Consider the following 17,801-nt stretch of genomic DNA (forward strand, 5'->3'; position numbering starts at 1 on the left):
AACACGCCGGCGTCGCCGATGCAGTAGAAACCTTCCTCGTCGAACGCAGCCTCGGTGAGATCGGGCCGGCCGAAATAGCCGGGCGTGACGTTGACGCCGCGCAGGCGCAGTTCGTATTTCGATCCGCACGGCACCATCTTCAGCTCGACACCGGGGAATGGCAGGCCGATCAGGCCGACGCGCTCGGTGTCCCAATAGGTGCCCGTCGAGGTCGGCGCGGTCTCGGTCGAGCCCCAGCCGGTGTAGAACACGATGCGCTGCCCGGTGGCGCGTACGGCCAGCGCCTGCATGCGCTCATAGAGATCGTCGGGCAGGCGCGCGCCGCCATAGGCCATCAGGCCGAGATTCTTGAAGAAGCTGCGGCACAGCGCATCGTCCTTCTCCATGGCCGCGGCGAGCGCCGCATAGCCGGCCGGCACGTTCGCGTAATAGGTCGGCGAAACCTCGCGCAGGTTGCGGATCGTCTCCTCGAACTGGCCCGGCATCGGCCGGCCGTCATCGATATAGAGCGTGCCGCCCTCGATCAGCACCGGATTGAACAGCGCGTTGCCGCCCATGGTGTGATTCCACGGCATCCAGTCGAGGTAGGTCGCAACCGGTCCGTTGGGATCGCGCGGCCGAACCTGCATCATCATCGCCGCGTTGGCGCACATCATGCGCTGAGTGTTGATGACGGCCTTGGGCATGCCGGTCGAGCCCGAGGTGAACAGCAGCTTGCCGACAGTGTCCGGCGTGATCCTGGCATTCGACGCCTCAACACTCGCCGTGACCGGCGTTGCCGCGAGTTCGGCAAAGCTGACACTCTTGATGCCGTCGCACGGGCGCGCGACGTGGATCACGGTGACGCCTTGAAGGTCGAGGGCCTTGAGCGCCTTCTCGAAGGTCGGCCCGTCCTGCACCATCACCACCGCCGGCCTGACCAGCTCGAACAGGTACTTCAGCTTGGCGTGGTCGTGACTCATCAAGGAATAGGCGGGGGATACCGGCGCGGCCGGCAGGCGCGCCTGCATCGCCGCCTGCGTCAACAGCGCGTGCTCGATCGAGTTGCCGGACAGGATCGTGACCGGACGTCCTTCGTCGAGGCCGAGATTGAGCAGCCCCTGCGTCAGCCCGTCCACGATGTGCTTGGCTTCGCCGTAGGACAGCAGTCGCCACTGCCGCTCGGGTCCGGTGCGCTGCGCCAGCCAGGTGCGCTCCGGCGCTTGTTTGGCCCATTTGGCGAGCGACGCCGGGATGTGCGTCTCGTAGGTTTGAAGCGGTATGCGCGACTTCAGGATGATCGTGCCATCCTCGCGCCGCTCGACCGCAATGTCGCGTTTCAACCAATCGATCTTCTTGAAAGCCGGCTTGGTGAGTACCGCCGCCGCACTGCCGTCCATTTTTGCGTCTCCCGGAATTTGTCCTTGGCGGATCTTTGTCGTTAGCGCCTGATATAGACAGGCTTTCGTTTCTCAAGAAAGGCCCTGATGCCTTCGTTGAAATCTTCCGACCGGCTGCACAGCACCTGGTTACGGTCCTCCATGGCGATGGCAGCTTCGAGCGAAGGCGCATCGACGCTCATGTTGAGACATTCCTTCGATAGCCTAAGGCCGATTGGTGACGCCGTCATCATCGCTTCGACATAAGGCTCGGCAGCAAGCTCGAGCTTGTCCTCGTCGACCACTTCCGAGACGAGGCCGACGGCAAGCGCGCGCTCGGCGCCGATGAAGCGGCCGGTCAGGATCAGTTCGGAGGCGACCGAAACGCCGACCAGACGGGGCAGGAAATAGCTGGTGCCGATATCGCAGCCGCCGAGGCCGAGCTTGATGAAAGCGCAATTCATTCGCGCCGATCTGGTGACAATCCGAATGTCGGAGGCCAGTGCCAGCGCAAAGCCGCCGCCGGCCGCCGCTCCCTGCACCAGGGCGATGACCGGCTGCGGGCAACGTCGCATCAGCATCACGATGTCGGCAATGCGGCGCTGCGAGTCCAAAGACTCTGTGACGCCGGGCGGCTCCTGCTGGCCGGCGCGGCGGGCCATCGCATGCTTGAGATCGAGGCCGGCGCAGAAATTCTTGCCGGCGCCTTTCAGCACGACGACGCGCGTGGTGCGGTTGCGTTGCAGGCCGTGGAAATAATCGTTAAGCGCATCGATCAGAGCTGGATCGAGCGCATTGAGATTCTCCGGACGATTGAGCGTCACCCGGTCAACGCCGTCGTCATGCTCGATCACGAGCGGTTGGGTCATGTTTCCTCCCTCCGGCATTCCGGAGCCGGTTATTGTGCCCTCTCCCCTTGTGGGAGAGGGCATGATCGCTGCGAGCCCAACATTCGGTTGGATGAGGGGTTGCCATCGGAGAGAACCCCTCATCCGGCGCGCTCAGGCGCGCAATGGCGCGCCCAAGCGCTCCACCTTCTCCCACAACGGGAGAAGGGAAGAAGAGCATGCGTTACCGCGGCGCCATGCGGATCGCGCCGTCGAGGCGGATGGTCTCGCCGTTGAGCATCGGGTTCTCGACGAGATGGACCGCGAGCGCGCCGTACTCGGAGGCATCACCGAGCCGCGCCGGATGCGGCACCTGGGCGCCCAGGCTCTTGCGGGCTTCCTCGGACAGACCCATCAGCAGCGGCGTGAAGAACAGGCCGGGCGCGATGGTGTTGACGCGGATCTTGTGCTGGGCGAGATCGCGCGCCGCCGGCAGGGTGAGGCCGACCACGCCGCCCTTCGAGGCCGAATAGGCGATCTGGCCGATCTGGCCTTCGAAAGCCGCGACGGAAGCGGTGTTGACGATGACGCCGCGCTCTTCGCCGATCGGCTCCGCGGTCACCAGGCGCTCGGCGAACAGCCGCAGGCAGTTGAAGGTGCCGATCAGGTTGACGTTGATGATGCGGGCGAACTTCGCCAGCGGATAGACGCCGTCCTTGCCGACGATGCGCTGCGAACCGCCGATGCCGGCGCAGTTCATCAGCACACGTGCAATGCCGTGGGCGGCTTCCGCCTTGGCGAGCGCCGCCTTGACCTGTTCCTCGTCGGTCACGTCGGCATGCAGGGCAACGCCCTTCACTTCGGCGGCGACCTTCTCGGCATTTTCCTTGCTCTGGTCGAGCACGCCGATCCTGGCGCCCTTGGCGGCCATGGCACGCGCGGTCGCGGCACCAAGGCCCGAACCACCGCCGGTGATGACAACAGCTACGTCTTTCAACTGCATCGCAAGAACCTTTCCTTACCTTCCTTGGCGTTTCTTCTCTGGACTTGAGAACTCAATGAGAGCGGATCATCCGGCGGCGGCTCCGTCACGTTCTGTCAGGATGCCGCCGCAGATCAGCGTTTCCATGTGCCGGACGTATTGCCTGCAGACTTCGTCGGTAACCGGGCCGACGCCGGTGGCGCGCGACATCGCATGCCTTCCGAAGAACAGGTGATCGCAGGCACCGATCAGGCTCGTATAGAACAGGACCGGATCGGTGTTGCGGAACTCGCCGGCCTCGACGCCCTCGGCCAGCAGGCGGCGATGGAAGTCGAGCAACGGCGCCACGAAGAACTTCGAAACCTCGTTGGCGGATTCGGCAGTCGACTCGTGCAGAAGGTAATGGATCAGCCGGTTCATGTAGGGGAACCGGTAATAGGCGCGAATGATGCCGCCGATATGAAGCTTCAGCTTCGCCGTCGGATTGATCGGCTGGGTCAGGAGATATTCGAGGTTGGTGACCTCGGTCGCGGCGTCGCGCGCGAGCAGCGCCAGCAACAGGCCGTCCTTGTTGCCGAAGTGATATTTCACCAGCGCGGCGTTGACGCCGGACTTCTGGGCGATGTCGCTCAGAGAGATCTCGATCGAGGAACGCTCGATCATCAACTCGCTGGCGGCGACCAGCAATTTCTCGGCAGTGGTGTTCTTGCCGTTGGCAACTCTGTTCGGTACGCCGGTATTCAACTGCGAGCCCATCCGCCTGTCGGAAGCGCTGCAGATAACCCGATGCAGCGCCTTACCACAAGAGTTAATTGATCGATTGACTAAATGTCCAGCCACCCCTTTAATCCGCGCCCATCATTGAGCGCCATCGAGAACAATCAGGGAGATACCGAAATGGCCGAGGCATATATCGTCGCTGCTGCCCGCACCGCCGGCGGACGCAAGGGAGGACGCCTCGCCGGCTGGCATCCGGCCGACCTCGCCGCCAAAGTGCTGGACGAACTGGTCGACCGCACCAAGATCGATCCCGCCCAGGTCGAGGACGTGATCATGGGCTGCGTGATGCAGGTCGGCGAACAGTCCGGCAACATCGCCCGCAACGCGGTGATGGCCTCCAAGCTGCCGGAGAGCGTGCCCGCCACCTCGGTCGACCGCCAGTGCGGCTCTTCGCAGCAGGCGCTGCATTTCGCCTCACAGGCCGTGATGTCCGGCGCCATGGACATCGTGATCGCCGCAGGCGTCGAGTCGATGACCCGGGTGCCGATGGGCCTGTCCTCGCAATTGCCGGCGAAGAACGGGTTCGGCACCTCCAAGAGCCCGAACCTCGAGAAGAAATATCCCAACATCGTGTTCAGCCAGTTCACCGGCGCGGAAATGATGGCCGAGAAGTACGGCCTCTCCAAAGAGGAACTCGACCAGTTTGCCTATCAGAGTCACCAGCTCGCCATCGCGGCGACGCAAGGAGGCCAATTCAAGCAGGAGATCGTGCCGGTCGAAATCAACCGCGCCGACGGCTCGAAGGATATCCACCACATCGACGAGGGCATTCGCTTCGACGTCAGCCTCGATGGCATCAGGGGCGTCAAGCTGATCGCCGAGAACGGCAAGCTGACCGCGGCAAGCTCCAGCCAGATCTGCGACGGCGCCTCGGGCGTCATGGTGGTCAACGAGCGCGGCCTCAAGGCGCTCGGCGTGAAGCCGCTCGCGCGGGTGCACCACATGACCATGATGGGCGGCGATCCCGTAATCATGCTGGATGCGCCTATCCATGCGACCAAGCGCGCGCTGGAAAAGGCCGGCATGAAGATCGACGACATCGACCTGTTCGAGGTCAACGAGGCGTTCGCCTCGGTGCCGACCGCGTGGCTGAAGACCACCGGCGCCGATCCGGCCCGCCTCAACGTCAATGGCGGCGCGATCGCGCTCGGCCATCCGCTCGGCGGCTCCGGCACCAAGCTGATGACGACGCTGATCCATGCGTTGAAGCAGCGCAACAAGCGTTACGGCCTGCAGACCATGTGCGAAGGCGGCGGCATGGCCAACGTGACGATCGTCGAGAGACTCTGAAACGCGCGAATAGCGAATGGCGAGCAGGGAGTGGTGATAGGGCGCGGCAATCCTCCCTAATTCGCCATCCCCTGCTCGCCATTCGCATGTTTAGGAGATGCCATGACCCACCCTTCCGTCCACGCCCGCACGCATCCCGACAAGATCGCCTATCAGATGGCCTCTACCGGCAAGGCCATCACCTACCGCGAGCTCGACGAACTCTCCAACCAGGGGGCGCACCTGTTTCGTTCGCTCGGTCTTAAGACCGGCGACCACATCGCCTTACTGATCGAGAACCGGCTCGCGTTCATGGAGATCTGCTGGGCGGCCCAGCGCAGCGGCCTCTATTACACTGCCATCAGCCGCTACCTGAAACAGGACGAGATCGACTACATCGTCAAGGATTGCGGCGCCAAGGTGGTGATCACCTCGCCGAAATGCGCCGAGCAGATCGAGGGGCTGATCAAGGGCGAGGCGGGCGAGCCGCTGTTCTACATACTCGACGAACCGCTGCCGGGTTTCCGCTCCTGGGACAAGGAAGCGAGTGCGCAGCCGACGACGCCGATTGCCGACGAAGTGGCCGGATACGACATGCTGTATTCGTCGGGCACGACCGGCCGGCCGAAGGGCATCAAGCGCGAGCACGAGCACAAGCCGATCGATGAGCCGAACCAGTTCCTGAAGATCCTCTGCGCCGACATGTGCGGCATGGGCGAGAACAGCATCTATCTGTCGCCGGCGCCGCTCTATCATGCCGCGCCGCTGCGCTTCAACATGATGGCGATCATCCTTGGCGGCACCTCCATCATCATGGAATCGTTCGACGCCGAGGATTTCTTGAAGCTGGTCGAGAAATACAAGGTGACCCAGTCGCAGCTGGTGCCGACCATGTTCGTGCGCATGCTGAAATTGCCGGAGGAGGTGCGCAAGCACTATGACGTCTCATCGCTCAAGGGCGCGATCCACGCCGCGGCGCCCTGTCCGGTCGATGTCAAGGCGAAGATGATCGAATGGTGGGGACCGATCCTGATCGAGTACTACGCCGGTTCGGAAGGCAATGGCGTCACCGTCTGCACTTCGCAGCAATGGCTCGAGCATCGCGGCAGCGTCGGCCGCGCGGTGGTCGGCAAGATCAAGATCCTGGACGAGAACGATCAGGAGCTGCCGGCGGGCGAGATCGGCACCGTCTATTTCGCCGATGCGCCGGTGTTCTCCTATCACAACGATCCCGAGAAGACGCAACGCGCCTACAACTCGAAAGGCTGGTCGACGCTCGGCGACGTCGGCTATCTCGATCACGACGGCTTTCTCTATCTCACCGACCGCAAGTCCTACATGATCATTTCCGGCGGGGTGAACATCTATCCGCAGGAGACCGAGGACGTGCTGATCACTCATCCCAGGGTGGCCGACGTCGCCGTCTTCGGCGTGCCCAACGCGGACATGGGCGAAGAGGTCAAGGCGGTGGTGCAGCCGCACGACATGAAAGAGGCCGGCAGTGAGCTCGAGGCCGAATTGATCGCCTTCTGCAAGGAACGCCTGTCGGCGATCAAATGCCCGCGCTCGATCGACTTCGCGGCCGAACTGCCGCGCACGCCCACCGGCAAGCTGGTCAAGCGCCATTTGCGCGACCGCTACTGGCCAAAGACGGCGGTGAAGATCTAGCGCACTCCCTCATCCTGGGGGTGCGCTCTTGCGCGCGTCTTGAAGGATGAGGTTATCTTGGCCTCATGGCAATGCGCAGCGTCGTCCGGAGGACGGCGCTTGCGCGCCTCCCATCATGAGGACGGAGTGCGCCCATGACCACTACGACTTATCTCCCCGATATCTCCCTGCCCGCCGGCATTCGCTCGCGTTACGTCGAGGACATCAACGGCCTCTTCATGCATGTGTTGGAAGCCGGCTTCGAGACGCGCGGCCGGCCGTGCCTGCTCCTGTTGCACGGTTTTCCGGAACTCGCCTTCAGCTGGCGCAAGGTGATGCCGGCGCTCGCGCAGGCGGGCTATCACGTGATCGCGCCGGATCAGCGCGGTTATGGCCGCACCACCGGCTGGAGTGCCGATTACGACGGCGATCTCGCACCGTTCCGCTTTCTCAATCTCGTGCGCGACGCGCTCGGCCTCGTCTCGGCGTTTGGCTATCGCGCGGTCGATGCCGTGATCGGGCACGATTTCGGCAGCCCGGTCGCGGCGTGGTGCGCTCTGGTGCGGCCCGACGTATTCCGATCGGTGGTGATGATGAGCGCGCCGTTCGGCGGGCCGCCGCCGCTGCCGTTCGACACCGCAGACAGTCCGAAGACGCCTCGCCCGGAAGATCCGGTGCACCGCGAACTCGCCGCGTTACCTCGGCCACGCAAGCACTATCAATGGTACTACTCGACGCGCGCGGCGAACGCGGACATGGTCGGCGCGCCGCAGGGCATCCACGGTTTCCTGCGCGCGTACTATCATCACAAGAGCGCGGACTGGAAGGAGAACAGGCCTTATCCGCTGCAATCGTGGTCAGCGGGCGAACTGGCCAAGCTGCCGACCTATTATGTGATGGACTTCGCCAGGACCATGCCGGACACGGTGGCGGAGGAAATGCCCTCGCCTGCCGAGGTCGCAGCGAACCGGTGGCTGCCCGAAAGCGAGCTTGCCTTCTACAGTACCGAATATGCGCGCACCGGATTCCAGGGCGGGCTGCAATGGTATCGCTGCGGCACCTCAGGCGCCTTCGACAGCGAGCTGCAGCTGTTTGCCGGTCGCACCATCGACATTCCATCCTGCTTCATCTCGGGCAGGCAGGACTGGGGCACGTATCAGCGTCCCGGCGTGTTCGAGACGATGCAGACGAGCGTCTGCACCAACATGCTGTCCTGTCACCTTGTCGAGGGTGCAGGACATTGGGTTCAGCAGGAACAGCCCGGCGAGGTCGGCCGCTTGCTGCTTGATTTTCTGCGACAGGCCCAAGGCGGCCGCAGCAAGTAGCCTCCTCGAATCGACATCGCCGGCAGCAGGGCCGAGCCCAACGGGAACCGACCCAATCGCCTAGTCGAGTTCGCTTTCATGGGGGCAAAGCAGCTCGATTGCCTTCCGAGGACACACTCGGCAGCAGACCTGCTCATGCGAGCCGTCCGCACGAAGGTTGTCGCTTCCCGCTTATCTCTGAATTTCGAGCCTGCACCGCCTCGGATGCAAGCCGACGCTCGTTAACCCGTATTTGACCCCATCAGCGCTTCCGCACGCAGCAGAGACTCGAACCTTGCCATGCGGTAGGTTCCGATTCACGATTCGGCCGTCGGCATGACCTTGCGGCCGTGAATTTGACCACATCCAATTCCGCCAATATCATTTAGAACAGTTCTAAATTTTCCCGGACGCCTCGATGAAGAACTTTTCCGAACTGACCGAGCGTGAAGTGCTCGCGGTGGCCATCGCTGCCGAGGAGCAGGACAGCCGCATCTACGCGACGTTCGCTGAGGATCTGAAAGAGCGTTATCCGGACTCGGCAAAACTGTTCGAGCAGATGGCCGAGGAGGAACGCGGTCATCGCCACATGCTGCTCAAGCTGTACGAAGAGCGCTTCGGACCGAACCTGCCGCCGATCCGACGCGAAGACGTCAAGGGCTTTCTGCGCCGGCGCCCAATCTGGCTCACCAAGAACCTGTCGCTCGACACCATCCGCAAGGAAGTCTCGACCATGGAGTTCGAGGCCGAGCGCTTTTACGTCAAGGCCGCCGAACAGACGCAGGACGTCGGTGTGCGCCGGCTGCTGGGCGATCTCGCCGAAGCGGAGAAGGGCCACGAGAAGAAGGCGGTCAAGTTGACCGGCGAGATTCTCAGTCCCGGCGTGCGGGAGGCTGAAGAACAGACGCGCCGCCGCATGTTCGTGCTGCAATATGTCCAGCCGGGCCTCGCCGGTCTGATGGACGGCTCGGTTTCGACCCTGGCGCCGTTGTTTGCCGCGGCTTTTGCCACCCACCAGAATTTCCAGACCTTCCTCGTCGGTCTTGCCGCCTCGATCGGCGCCGGCATCAGCATGGGCTTTGCCGAAGCACTGTCGGACGACGGCTCGCTCACCGGGCGCGGTTCGCCGTGGTTGCGCGGCCTGACCTGCGGACTGATGACGACGCTGGGCGGGCTCGGCCATACCGCGCCCTATCTCGTGCCGGACTCGTGGGCCAACGCGTTCTGGATCGCGACCGCGATCGCGTGCGTCGTCGTCTTTTTCGAGCTGTGGGCCATCGCCTACATCCGCGCGCGCTACATGGATACGCCGTTCCTGCAGGCGGTTTTCCAGATCGTGCTCGGCGGCGTCATCGTGCTCGGCGTCGGAATTCTGATCGGAGCGGCGTAGGCAGTTCAAGTTCCGGATGAGCCTGATCGGCACGGTGTGCGCAATCTGCCACACAGGATTGTTTTTCGCGGTCGCGTGATGCAGCGGATCACGGATAGTGTCTCCTGACGGCAATTGCGGTCAAACTCGGCTTGCGGCCATCGGTTAGACTGAGCATCATCCGCAGGGAGATCAGGAGGATGCCTTGGCCAAGTCGCAATGGAGTTTTGAGAGCGCGATCGAGCTGTCGGCCGCGCTTGCCGCAAAGAAGGTTTCGTCGGTAGAACTCACCCGGGACGCTATCGACCGCATCGAGCGATACGACGGCAAGATCAATGCCGTTTGCGTGCGCGATTTTGATCGCGCGCTTGCCGCGGCGCGCGACGCCGACGATGCGCGTTCGCGCGGCGAGCGCAAGCGGCTGCTGGGCCTGCCGCTGACGGTGAAGGAATCCTTCAACGTCGCGGGCCTGCCCACGACGTGGGGCTACGTGCCCCAAAGGAATTTCCGCCCAGCGGAGGACGCTCTTGCCGTCACGCGCGTGAAGGACGCCGGCGCTGTTGTTGTCGGCAAGACCAACGTGCCGGTCGGCCTTGCCGACTGGCAGAGCTACAACGACATCTACGGCACGACCAATAATCCTTATCACCTCGGCCGCACGCCGGGCGGCTCGTCCGGCGGCTCGGGGGCGGCGCTCGCCGCCGGCTACGGTCCGCTGTCGCTCGGATCCGACATCGGCGGCTCGCTGCGCGTGCCGGCCTTCCATTGCGGCGTCTACGCCCACAAGCCGACCTACGGCCTGTGCGCGCTGCGCGGCCACACGCCGCCGCCGCTTCCGTCCATTCCGATGGACCGCGACATGGCCGTGATCGGGCCGATGGCGCGATCGGCCGCCGATCTTTCGCTGTTGCTCGACGTCATCGCGGGTCCCGATCCGTTGGAAGCGGGCGTCGGCTACAGGCTCGTCTTGCCGGGAGCCCGCCATGAGTCATTGAAGGACTTCCGCATGCTGGTGGTCGACAGCCACCCACTGCTGCCGGCGAACGAGGAGATTCGCGGCGCGATCGAGAAACTCGCGAACCAGTTGACCAAAGCCGGCGCGAGAATCGCGCGCGAGAGCCCGCTGTTTCCCGACTTCACCGGATCCTCGCGGCTCTACATGCGCATGCTGATGGCGTTTCTCGGCGCGTTCTTCTTGCCGGAGGTCCATGCCGGCGTGCAGGCCGAAGCGGCGAAGCTTTCGCCCGAGGACAGGAGTCTTCGCGCCGAACGCCTGCGCGGCATGACGATGAGCCACCGTGCCTGGGTGTTCGATGAGGGTGCGCGCGCAGGCCTGCGCGCGCAATGGCGGGAACTGTTCAAGAGTTTCGATGCCGTGATCTGCCCGATCATGCCGACACCGGCCTACCCGCACGATCATTCGGAGCCGCAGGAGCAGCGCCGCATCAATATCGACGGCACGGATTATCCCTACACCGACCAGCTCGCCTGGCCCGGCATCGCAACCTTGCCCGGGCTGCCGGCCACGTCCATTCCGCTCGGGCTGTCGCGCGACGGCCTGCCCCTCGGCGTGCAGATCGTCGGCCCGTGGCTGGAGGATCGCACCCCGATAAAAGTGGCCGAACTGATCGAGCGCGAATTCGGCGGCTTCACGCCACCGCCGATGTTTGACGATTAGCTTCTCCCGCGTCATTGCGAGGAGCGAAGCGACGAAGCAATCCAGTGTGTTGCCGCATTCTGGATTGCTTCGCTTCGCTCGCAATGACGGTGCTTAACGTCAAGATCCTGCGTTCGGCACTGCGCCACCTCGGAACGACATCTACTAGCTATCGAACATGATGACGCTGCGCAGCGTCTTGCCGGCCTTCATGGCGGCGAAGCCTTCGTTGATCTCGGAGAGCTTGAGCTTTGCCGAGATCCAGTCTTCCAGGTGCAGCCTGCCGCGCAGGTAGAAATCGATCAGGCGCGGCATGTCGACGCGGAAATGGTTCGACCCCATCGACGATCCCTGGATCCTGCGTTCGCGCAGAAAGTCGAAGCCGTGCAGTTCGATCTTCTGTCCGTAGGGAATCATGCCGACGATGGTCGCGGTGCCGCCCGACGCGAGCATGCCGAAGGCCTGCTCCGCGGTCTCCTTGCGGCCGAGCACCTCGAAGGCATGATGCACGCCGCCGCCGGTCAACTCGCGCACCTGCTGCACCACGTCGCCGTTCCTGGGATCGACGATGTCGGTGGCGCCGAGCTTCGTCGCCAGCTGCAGCTTGGCCGGGTTGGTATCGATGGCGATGATGCGGCCGGCACCGGCGATCTGGGCGCCGTTGATCGCGGCCATGCCGACGCCGCCGCAGCCGATCACCGCGACCGTCTCGCCGGCCCGGACCTGGGCGGTGTTCACGACGGCACCGTAACCGGTGATGACGCCGCAGCCGATCAGCGCGGCGAGATCGAGCGGCATATCCTTGCGAATCTTCACGATGGCGTTCTCGTGCACCAGCATCTGCTCGGCGAACGACGACAGATTAAGGAACTGGTGCAGCTTCTCCGGCCGCGACCATTGCAGGCGGTTGGACACCCCGGGCAGCATCTTCACCGTGGTGTCGGTGCACAGCACGGTGCGTCCGGTGGTACAATTCTCGCACGTGCCGCAGAAAACGGACAGGCACGTCACGACGTGGTCACCCGGCTTCACATAGGTGACGTCCGAGCCGACCTGCTCGACCACGCCGGCTGATTCATGGCCGAGCACCGCCGGCAGCGGATGCGGATAGAGCCCTTCCATGAAATGCAGGTCGGAATGGCAGAGGCCGGCCACTGCCGTGCGGATCAACACTTCGCGCGGGCCGGGTTTCGGCAGGCTGACGTCCTCGATCACCAGCGGCTTGTTCACTTCATACAGGACGGCGGCCTTCATCAGCGTTTCCTCGTGTTGTCTTGTCATTGCAGCGCGATCTTCACCTCTCCCATGGGAAAGGTGGAATGCGCTCGCGGCAGCAGAGAGGCTACGCTGCCGAAACCAGTTCGCCAACCTCGGCCATGCCGACGGCCCGCTCGCCGAGCAAGTGACTTGCGATCGCCTGTTGCGCAGCATTTTCCGCGACCCGGAACGGATCGCTCGGCAGCACCCGGTGATCGATCACCAGGCGCGACAGCAGCAGCCTGCGGGCATCGTCGCGCGCGTCGTGAATGCGTCCCGCCTCCCACGCCAGCATCACGGCGCTTGCGAGATGGTAAAGCAGGCTGGTGGCGCGTCGCGCCTCGGACTCGTTGTCGGCGCGGCTGGCGACCTCGCGCGCGAAGCCGATGGCGCGGTCGGTCAGCCCGCGCAGGCGGTCGCGCCAAGCCTGCGGGACGTTCGCGCTGTCGTCAAGCCGGGCGTGCAGGTCGGCGGCGAGCGCCGATTCCGCGCCATGGCGCCCGACCGCGCGCTTGAGCGCATCGAGCGCGACGATGTTGCCGGTGCCTTCCCAGATCGAGCCCAGATGCGCATCGCGCAACAGGCGTGCGGTGGCGAAGTCCTCGACATAACCGATGCCGCCGCGCATCTCCAGCGCATCGCCGCAGACCTTGCGCGCATCGCGCGTCGCGCGGAATTTCAGGGTCGGAGTCAGGATGCGGAGCAGCGCCGCGGCATTCTGGCTGCCGGCCTCGGCACGATCGAGCGCATCGGCCGTGATGAAGCTCATCGAGAGCGCCTGCTCGGTCGGCAGCATGATCTTCATCAGTTGCCGTTGCCCGAGCGGCAGGTCGATGATGCGGCTGCCGAACACGATGCGGTTCTTCGCCACGGTCATGGCATCGTGCCAGGCGCGGCGCATCAGGGCGGTGGATTTGACGCCGTTGGACAGGCGCGAGGAATTGACCATTTCCGCCATCTGTACGAAGCCGCGGTCGAGCCGGCCGACCGCATAGGCGATCGCGCCTTCCAGCTTGATCTCGCCCGACGCCATCGAGCGGGTGCCGAGCTTGTCCTTCAATCGCACGATCCGATAATGGTTCTGCGTGCCGTCATCGAGCCAGCGCGGCATCAGGAACAGGCCGACGCCGCGCGTGCCGGGGCCGGCGCCTTCCGGCCGCGCCAGGAGCATCACGATCTCGGCATCGGCGTTCGAGCAGAACCATTTTTCGCCGTAGAGACGCCAGTGCTCGCCTTCGGGCACCGCGACCGTGGTCAGCGTACCGACGTCGGAGCCGCCTTCCTTCTCCGTCATGAACTGACCGCCCTGGGTCAGCTTGCTCATGTCGGTCTGCGTCAATCCATCGAGATACTTTGCCTTCAGCGCCTCGCTGCCGAAATTCGCGAGCAATTTCGCGCAGCCGTCGGTGACGTTGATCGGGCATCCCATCCCGAATTCGGTCTGGTTGAACAGGAAGGTGAAGGCGTGCTTGGCCACAACGGGATATTTGTTCGGCCAGCCCATAATGCCCTTGCGGATCGACAGCGCGTGAATGCCGAATTCGCCGAACGCGGCCCGTTCGAGTTCGATATACGCGGGATGATATTCGACCCACTGCATGTCGCGGCCGAAACGGTCGCGCTGGTGGAGCACCGGCACGTGGCGATCGGCGAGACGGGCGCATTCGTCGAGATACCCGCCGGCGAGTTCGCCGAGCCGATCGAGATGCGGCTCGATATGGCGGAACAGCGCCTCCGGCAAATGGACGCGCAACAGATCGGCGAGTGACGGGTCGGCGCGGTAGAAATTCATGCCTGTCGTGTCGGGCGCGAGCAGTCCCGGCCGTGTGGCCTGCGCGGTGGCGTCATTCGGTCGCTTGAACTGGTGCATGCTGGTTCTTTGTTTCCGTCCCGCGGATTATTTCCCGCAGCGGCTTTATCGCTTGCCGCATTCAATGATGTGGATCATGCTCGAAATGCGGCGGCGAATAAAGCCACCAGGCAATGCACCGGGAGAAGAGCCCCATGGCGGAGCGCTATCGCATCTTCGGCGCCGAGATGTCGCCCTACTCGGTCAAAGTCCGCTCCTATTTCCGCTACAAAGCTCTTCCGCATCAATGGATCCTGAGGAACAGCGCCAGCCAGGCGGACTACGAGAAATACGCCAAGCTGCCGATCATTCCGCTGGTGGTGACGCCCGAAGGTAGTGGCATTCAGGATTCGACTCCGATCATCGACCATTTCGAAAAGCTCTACCCGGAGCCCTCGGTCCATCCCGGCGGTCCGCTCGGCTTCATCTCGGCCTTGATCGAGGAGTTCGGCGACGAGTGGGGGAACAAATGGATGTTTCATTACCGCTGGGCGCGCGAGGTCGACCAGAAGAGCTCGGCCGGACGCATCGCGCGGATGCGCGCGCCGACAGCCGGCGAGGCGCAGCACGACAAGCTTGCAGAGCAGATCCGCACCCGGATGGTGGACCGGATCTGGTTCGTCGGCTCCAACGTCGTAACCACACCGCAGATCGAGACCGGCTTTGTCGAGATGCTCGAACTCCTCGAGAGACATCTGGAAGCCCGCCCGTATCTTTTCGGCGCCCGTCCGGCCTACGGCGATTTCGGCCTGTGGGGCCAGTTCTATGAGCTGTGGACCGATCCGACCGCCGGCGCGCTGATCGAAGGCAATGCGCCACACGTGCTCGACTGGGTGCACCGCATGCTGTGGCCGCGCGCGGAAGGCGATTTCGAGACGTGGGACCGGCTGGCGCCGACCTTGATGCCGATCCTCAGCGAACAGATCGGCGAGCGCTTCATGCCCTGGACGCTGGCCAACGAAGAGGCGCTGGCCGACGGCCAGGAAGAATTCAGCGTGATCCTCGACGGCAAGATCTGGACCCAGAAGCCGCAGAAGTATCACGCGCGTTCGCTCGCCATGCTGCGCGCGAAATATGCCGCCGTTGCCGACAAGGCGGCGCTCGATCCGATCCTGCACGCCACGGGTTGCCTCGATGGCCTGGGTACCTAGATTCGCAGCTCACGCTCAGTGAGGACCCTTATGGAACGTCCGAAGTACAACATCGCACTGATCGTCGGCGCCGGCGAAGGATTGAGCGCCTCGCTGGCGCGATTGTTTGCGCGCCAGGGCCTTCGCGTCGCGCTCGCTGCGCGCAGGATCGAAAAGCTCGGCGCGTTGTGCAGTGAAACCGGCGCGCGGGCTTTTGCCTGCAATGCCACGCAAGCGGAGGAGGTCGAGCGCCTGTTCGGCCTCGTCGAGCGCGAGATCGGCACACCCGATCTGGTCGTCTATAATGCCAGCGGGCGGACGCGCGGGGCGTTCGTCGACCTGATCCCGGCGGAAGTTGAGCAATCGATCGCGGTCAGCGCCTTCGGCGGCTTCCTGGTGGCGCAACAGGCGGCACGGCGAATGCTGCCGAACAAGCACGGCGCGATCCTGTTCACCGGCGCTTCCGCCAGCGTCAAAGGCTATGCGCAATCGGCGCCGTTCGCGATGGGCAAGTTCGCGCTGCGTGGCCTCGCCCAGAGCATGGCGCGCGAGTTGTCCCCGCAAGGCATCCATATCGCGCATTTCGTGATCGACGGGGGCATCCGCAGCGCGGCGCGCACCGAGGCGCTGGACCGGCCGGATTCGATGCTCGATCCCGATGCCATTGCGGAAAGCTATTGGAGCGTGCTGCAGCAGCCGCGCAGCGCCTGGACCTGGGAAATGGAATTGCGGCCCTGGGTGGAGAAGTTTTGAGCGCATGACGGCATTAGTACCGTCGTCTTTGCGAGGAGCGAAGCGACCGAAGCAATCCAGACTGTGTCCGCAGGACAGTTCTGGATTGCTTCGCTTCGCTCGCAAGGACGAGGTTGGGGGACATCAATGGGCACCGAAACCATCATCGACACCGGCACGGACGAACTGCTGTGTGCCATCCGCGACGGCGTCGCGGTCATCACGTTGAACCGCCCGGAAGCGCGCAACGCGCTTTCCGACAATCTGACGCCGGCCTTGCGCAACATGATCAGGACCTGCGGCGAGGATCCGAACGTCGGCGCGCTGCTGATAACCGGCGCCGGCGAGGCCTTCTGCGCCGGCGGGAATGTGAAGGGCATGGGCGCGCATCGCGACAAGAGGAAGCTCGAAATGTCCTTTGAGGACAAGGTCGCCGACCTGCAGGAACGGCAGCGGCTCCTCACCGGCGCGCTGGCGTCGGTGCGCAAGCCGACCATTGCGGCGCTGCCCGGTCCGGCGGTAGGTGCCGGGCTTGCGATCGCCATGGCCTGCGATATCCGCATCGCGGCCCAATCGGCCTTCGTCTCCACCGGCTACTTGCGCGTCGGCCTGAGCGGCGATTACGGCATCGCCTGGCTGCTGACGCGGCTGGTCGGCACGGCGCGGGCGCGCGAACTGATGTTCACCGGCGACAAGGTCGAGGCGGCAAGGTGTGAAGCCATCGGCCTTGTCAACCGCGTCGTCCCGGACGAGACGCTGCAGGCGGAAGCCTTTGCCCTAGCGAAATCCTTTGCCGAAGGACCCCGGCTTGCCTTGCGCTACATGAAGGACAATCTCGACGAGGCCCTGCTGTTCGACTTCGCGACCGCCCGCGACCACGAAGCCGAACGCCTGACCCGGCTGACAACCACGGCGGACCACCGCGAGGCGGTGCAGGCCTTCATCGAAAAGCGCAAGCCGGTTTTCAAGGGAAACTGATCAACTCACCGCTCCACTCAACGCCCGCGCCTCGGCGGCAAGACGCCAGCTCGCGCAGGGAATTTCGCTGGGCTGGAAATCGATTTGTTTTTCGAATCTCACCAGCTTCCAGTCATCGGGATGCCCGGTGAATGAAAAGCCGCGGCCGCGCGCCAGAGACATCATCGCCTCGTTCGAGCGCAGCGTGTCGCCGAACATGCGCTCCGCGCCGAGCGCGGCGGCCCGGCATTCCAGGTTCTTCAGCAGCGCCGCGCCGATGCCGTGTCCCTGCCAGCGGTCGTCGATCGAAAGGCCGAATTCGAAATTCGACGTGTCGGCGTGAAAGGCGTAGCGGGCCTCGCCGACCACCGTCTCGAAACCTTCGATCATCATGCTCGCGACCACGGTGAAGCGCCCGTTGTCGCCGACACGCACGAATTGATCGAGCAGGGACGGCGGCAATTCGCCGATCGCGCCGAAAAAGCGGTTGTAGCGCGAGAGGGCCGAGAGCGACCGGAAGTAATGCTGCAGCTCCTCGGCATCGTCAGGCCCGACGAGGCGAACCGTCACGACCTCACCGTCGCGCGTATGCAGCGTATCGGAATGCTGCTCCGGCTGATCCACCCACAGGCGCCCCATGACACGCTCCCTTTGAGGAAAAGACCGGCGCCCCATTGGCGGCG

15 protein-coding genes are annotated in these 17,801 nt (G+C 64.0%); 8 read left to right on the forward strand and 7 right to left on the reverse strand.

Annotation, left to right across the window (positions count from 1 at the left end):
* The 4 genes from HY852_RS16820 to HY852_RS16835 form a co-directional block, all read right to left on the reverse strand.
* Positions 1-1,379: AMP-binding protein (locus HY852_RS16820; protein ID WP_291605907.1), on the reverse strand; the 1,379-nt coding region annotated here is incomplete at its 3' end.
* Positions 1,380-1,420: 41 nt separating this feature from the next.
* Positions 1,421-2,227: an enoyl-CoA hydratase-related protein gene (locus tag HY852_RS16825; protein ID WP_291605908.1), complete on the reverse strand. Its 807-nt coding sequence runs from the start codon at positions 2,225-2,227 to the stop codon at positions 1,421-1,423.
* A gap of 202 nt (positions 2,228-2,429) precedes the next feature.
* Positions 2,430-3,188 (reverse strand): SDR family NAD(P)-dependent oxidoreductase, encoded by a 759-nt coding sequence (locus HY852_RS16830; protein WP_291605909.1) that lies wholly within the window; start codon positions 3,186-3,188, stop codon positions 2,430-2,432.
* Positions 3,189-3,254: 66 nt separating this feature from the next.
* On the reverse strand, positions 3,255-3,923 hold the full coding sequence (locus tag HY852_RS16835) for a TetR family transcriptional regulator (RefSeq protein WP_291605910.1): 669 nt from the start codon (positions 3,921-3,923) through the stop codon (positions 3,255-3,257).
* Between the two features lie 141 nt (positions 3,924-4,064).
* On the opposite strand from HY852_RS16835, the gene HY852_RS16840 reads away from it, so the two are divergent.
* The 5 genes from HY852_RS16840 (at position 4,065) to HY852_RS16860 (ending at position 11,214) form a co-directional block, all read left to right on the forward strand.
* Positions 4,065-5,237: an acetyl-CoA C-acetyltransferase gene (locus HY852_RS16840; RefSeq protein WP_291605911.1), complete on the forward strand. Its 1,173-nt coding sequence runs from the start codon at positions 4,065-4,067 to the stop codon at positions 5,235-5,237.
* Between the two features lie 102 nt (positions 5,238-5,339).
* Positions 5,340-6,884 (forward strand): acyl-CoA synthetase, encoded by a 1,545-nt coding sequence (locus HY852_RS16845; RefSeq protein ID WP_291605912.1) that lies wholly within the window; start codon positions 5,340-5,342, stop codon positions 6,882-6,884.
* A 134-nt stretch (positions 6,885-7,018) separates the two neighbouring features.
* A complete protein-coding gene (locus HY852_RS16850; protein ID WP_291605913.1) occupies positions 7,019-8,188 on the forward strand; it encodes an alpha/beta hydrolase in 1,170 nt (389 codons plus the stop codon).
* A 397-nt stretch (positions 8,189-8,585) separates the two neighbouring features.
* Positions 8,586-9,557: an iron exporter MbfA gene (mbfA, locus tag HY852_RS16855; RefSeq protein WP_291605914.1), complete on the forward strand. Its 972-nt coding sequence runs from the start codon at positions 8,586-8,588 to the stop codon at positions 9,555-9,557.
* Positions 9,558-9,741: 184 nt separating this feature from the next.
* On the forward strand, positions 9,742-11,214 hold the full coding sequence (locus HY852_RS16860; RefSeq protein ID WP_291605915.1) for an amidase: 1,473 nt from the start codon (positions 9,742-9,744) through the stop codon (positions 11,212-11,214).
* 144 nt (positions 11,215-11,358) lie between these two features.
* Here HY852_RS16860 and HY852_RS16865 read toward each other — a convergent pair whose 3' ends face one another.
* A complete protein-coding gene (locus tag HY852_RS16865; protein ID WP_291605916.1) occupies positions 11,359-12,447 on the reverse strand; it encodes a Zn-dependent alcohol dehydrogenase in 1,089 nt (362 codons plus the stop codon).
* Between the two features lie 88 nt (positions 12,448-12,535).
* On the reverse strand, positions 12,536-14,320 hold the full coding sequence (locus tag HY852_RS16870) for an acyl-CoA dehydrogenase family protein (protein ID WP_291605917.1): 1,785 nt from the start codon (positions 14,318-14,320) through the stop codon (positions 12,536-12,538).
* Between the two features lie 134 nt (positions 14,321-14,454).
* On the opposite strand from HY852_RS16870, the gene HY852_RS16875 reads away from it, so the two are divergent.
* From HY852_RS16875 to HY852_RS16885, 3 genes are all read left to right on the forward strand, one after another.
* Positions 14,455-15,450 carry a glutathione S-transferase family protein gene (locus tag HY852_RS16875; RefSeq protein ID WP_291605918.1) on the forward strand — a complete coding sequence of 332 codons (996 nt, stop codon included), beginning with the start codon at positions 14,455-14,457 and terminating at the stop codon, positions 15,448-15,450.
* 30 nt (positions 15,451-15,480) lie between these two features.
* Positions 15,481-16,182 (forward strand): SDR family NAD(P)-dependent oxidoreductase, encoded by a 702-nt coding sequence (locus HY852_RS16880; RefSeq protein ID WP_291605919.1) that lies wholly within the window; start codon positions 15,481-15,483, stop codon positions 16,180-16,182.
* 126 nt (positions 16,183-16,308) lie between these two features.
* Positions 16,309-17,139: an enoyl-CoA hydratase gene (locus HY852_RS16885; protein WP_291605920.1), complete on the forward strand. Its 831-nt coding sequence runs from the start codon at positions 16,309-16,311 to the stop codon at positions 17,137-17,139.
* Here the strand turns inward: HY852_RS16885 and HY852_RS16890 are convergent, their stop codons facing one another.
* Positions 17,140-17,757 (reverse strand): GNAT family N-acetyltransferase, encoded by a 618-nt coding sequence (locus HY852_RS16890; protein WP_291605921.1) that lies wholly within the window; start codon positions 17,755-17,757, stop codon positions 17,140-17,142. It lies immediately after the preceding gene.
* Positions 17,758-17,801 lie beyond the last annotated feature (44 nt).

The organism is Bradyrhizobium sp., from assembly GCF_016213215.1.
GTDB lineage: Bacteria > Pseudomonadota > Alphaproteobacteria > Rhizobiales > Xanthobacteraceae > Bradyrhizobium.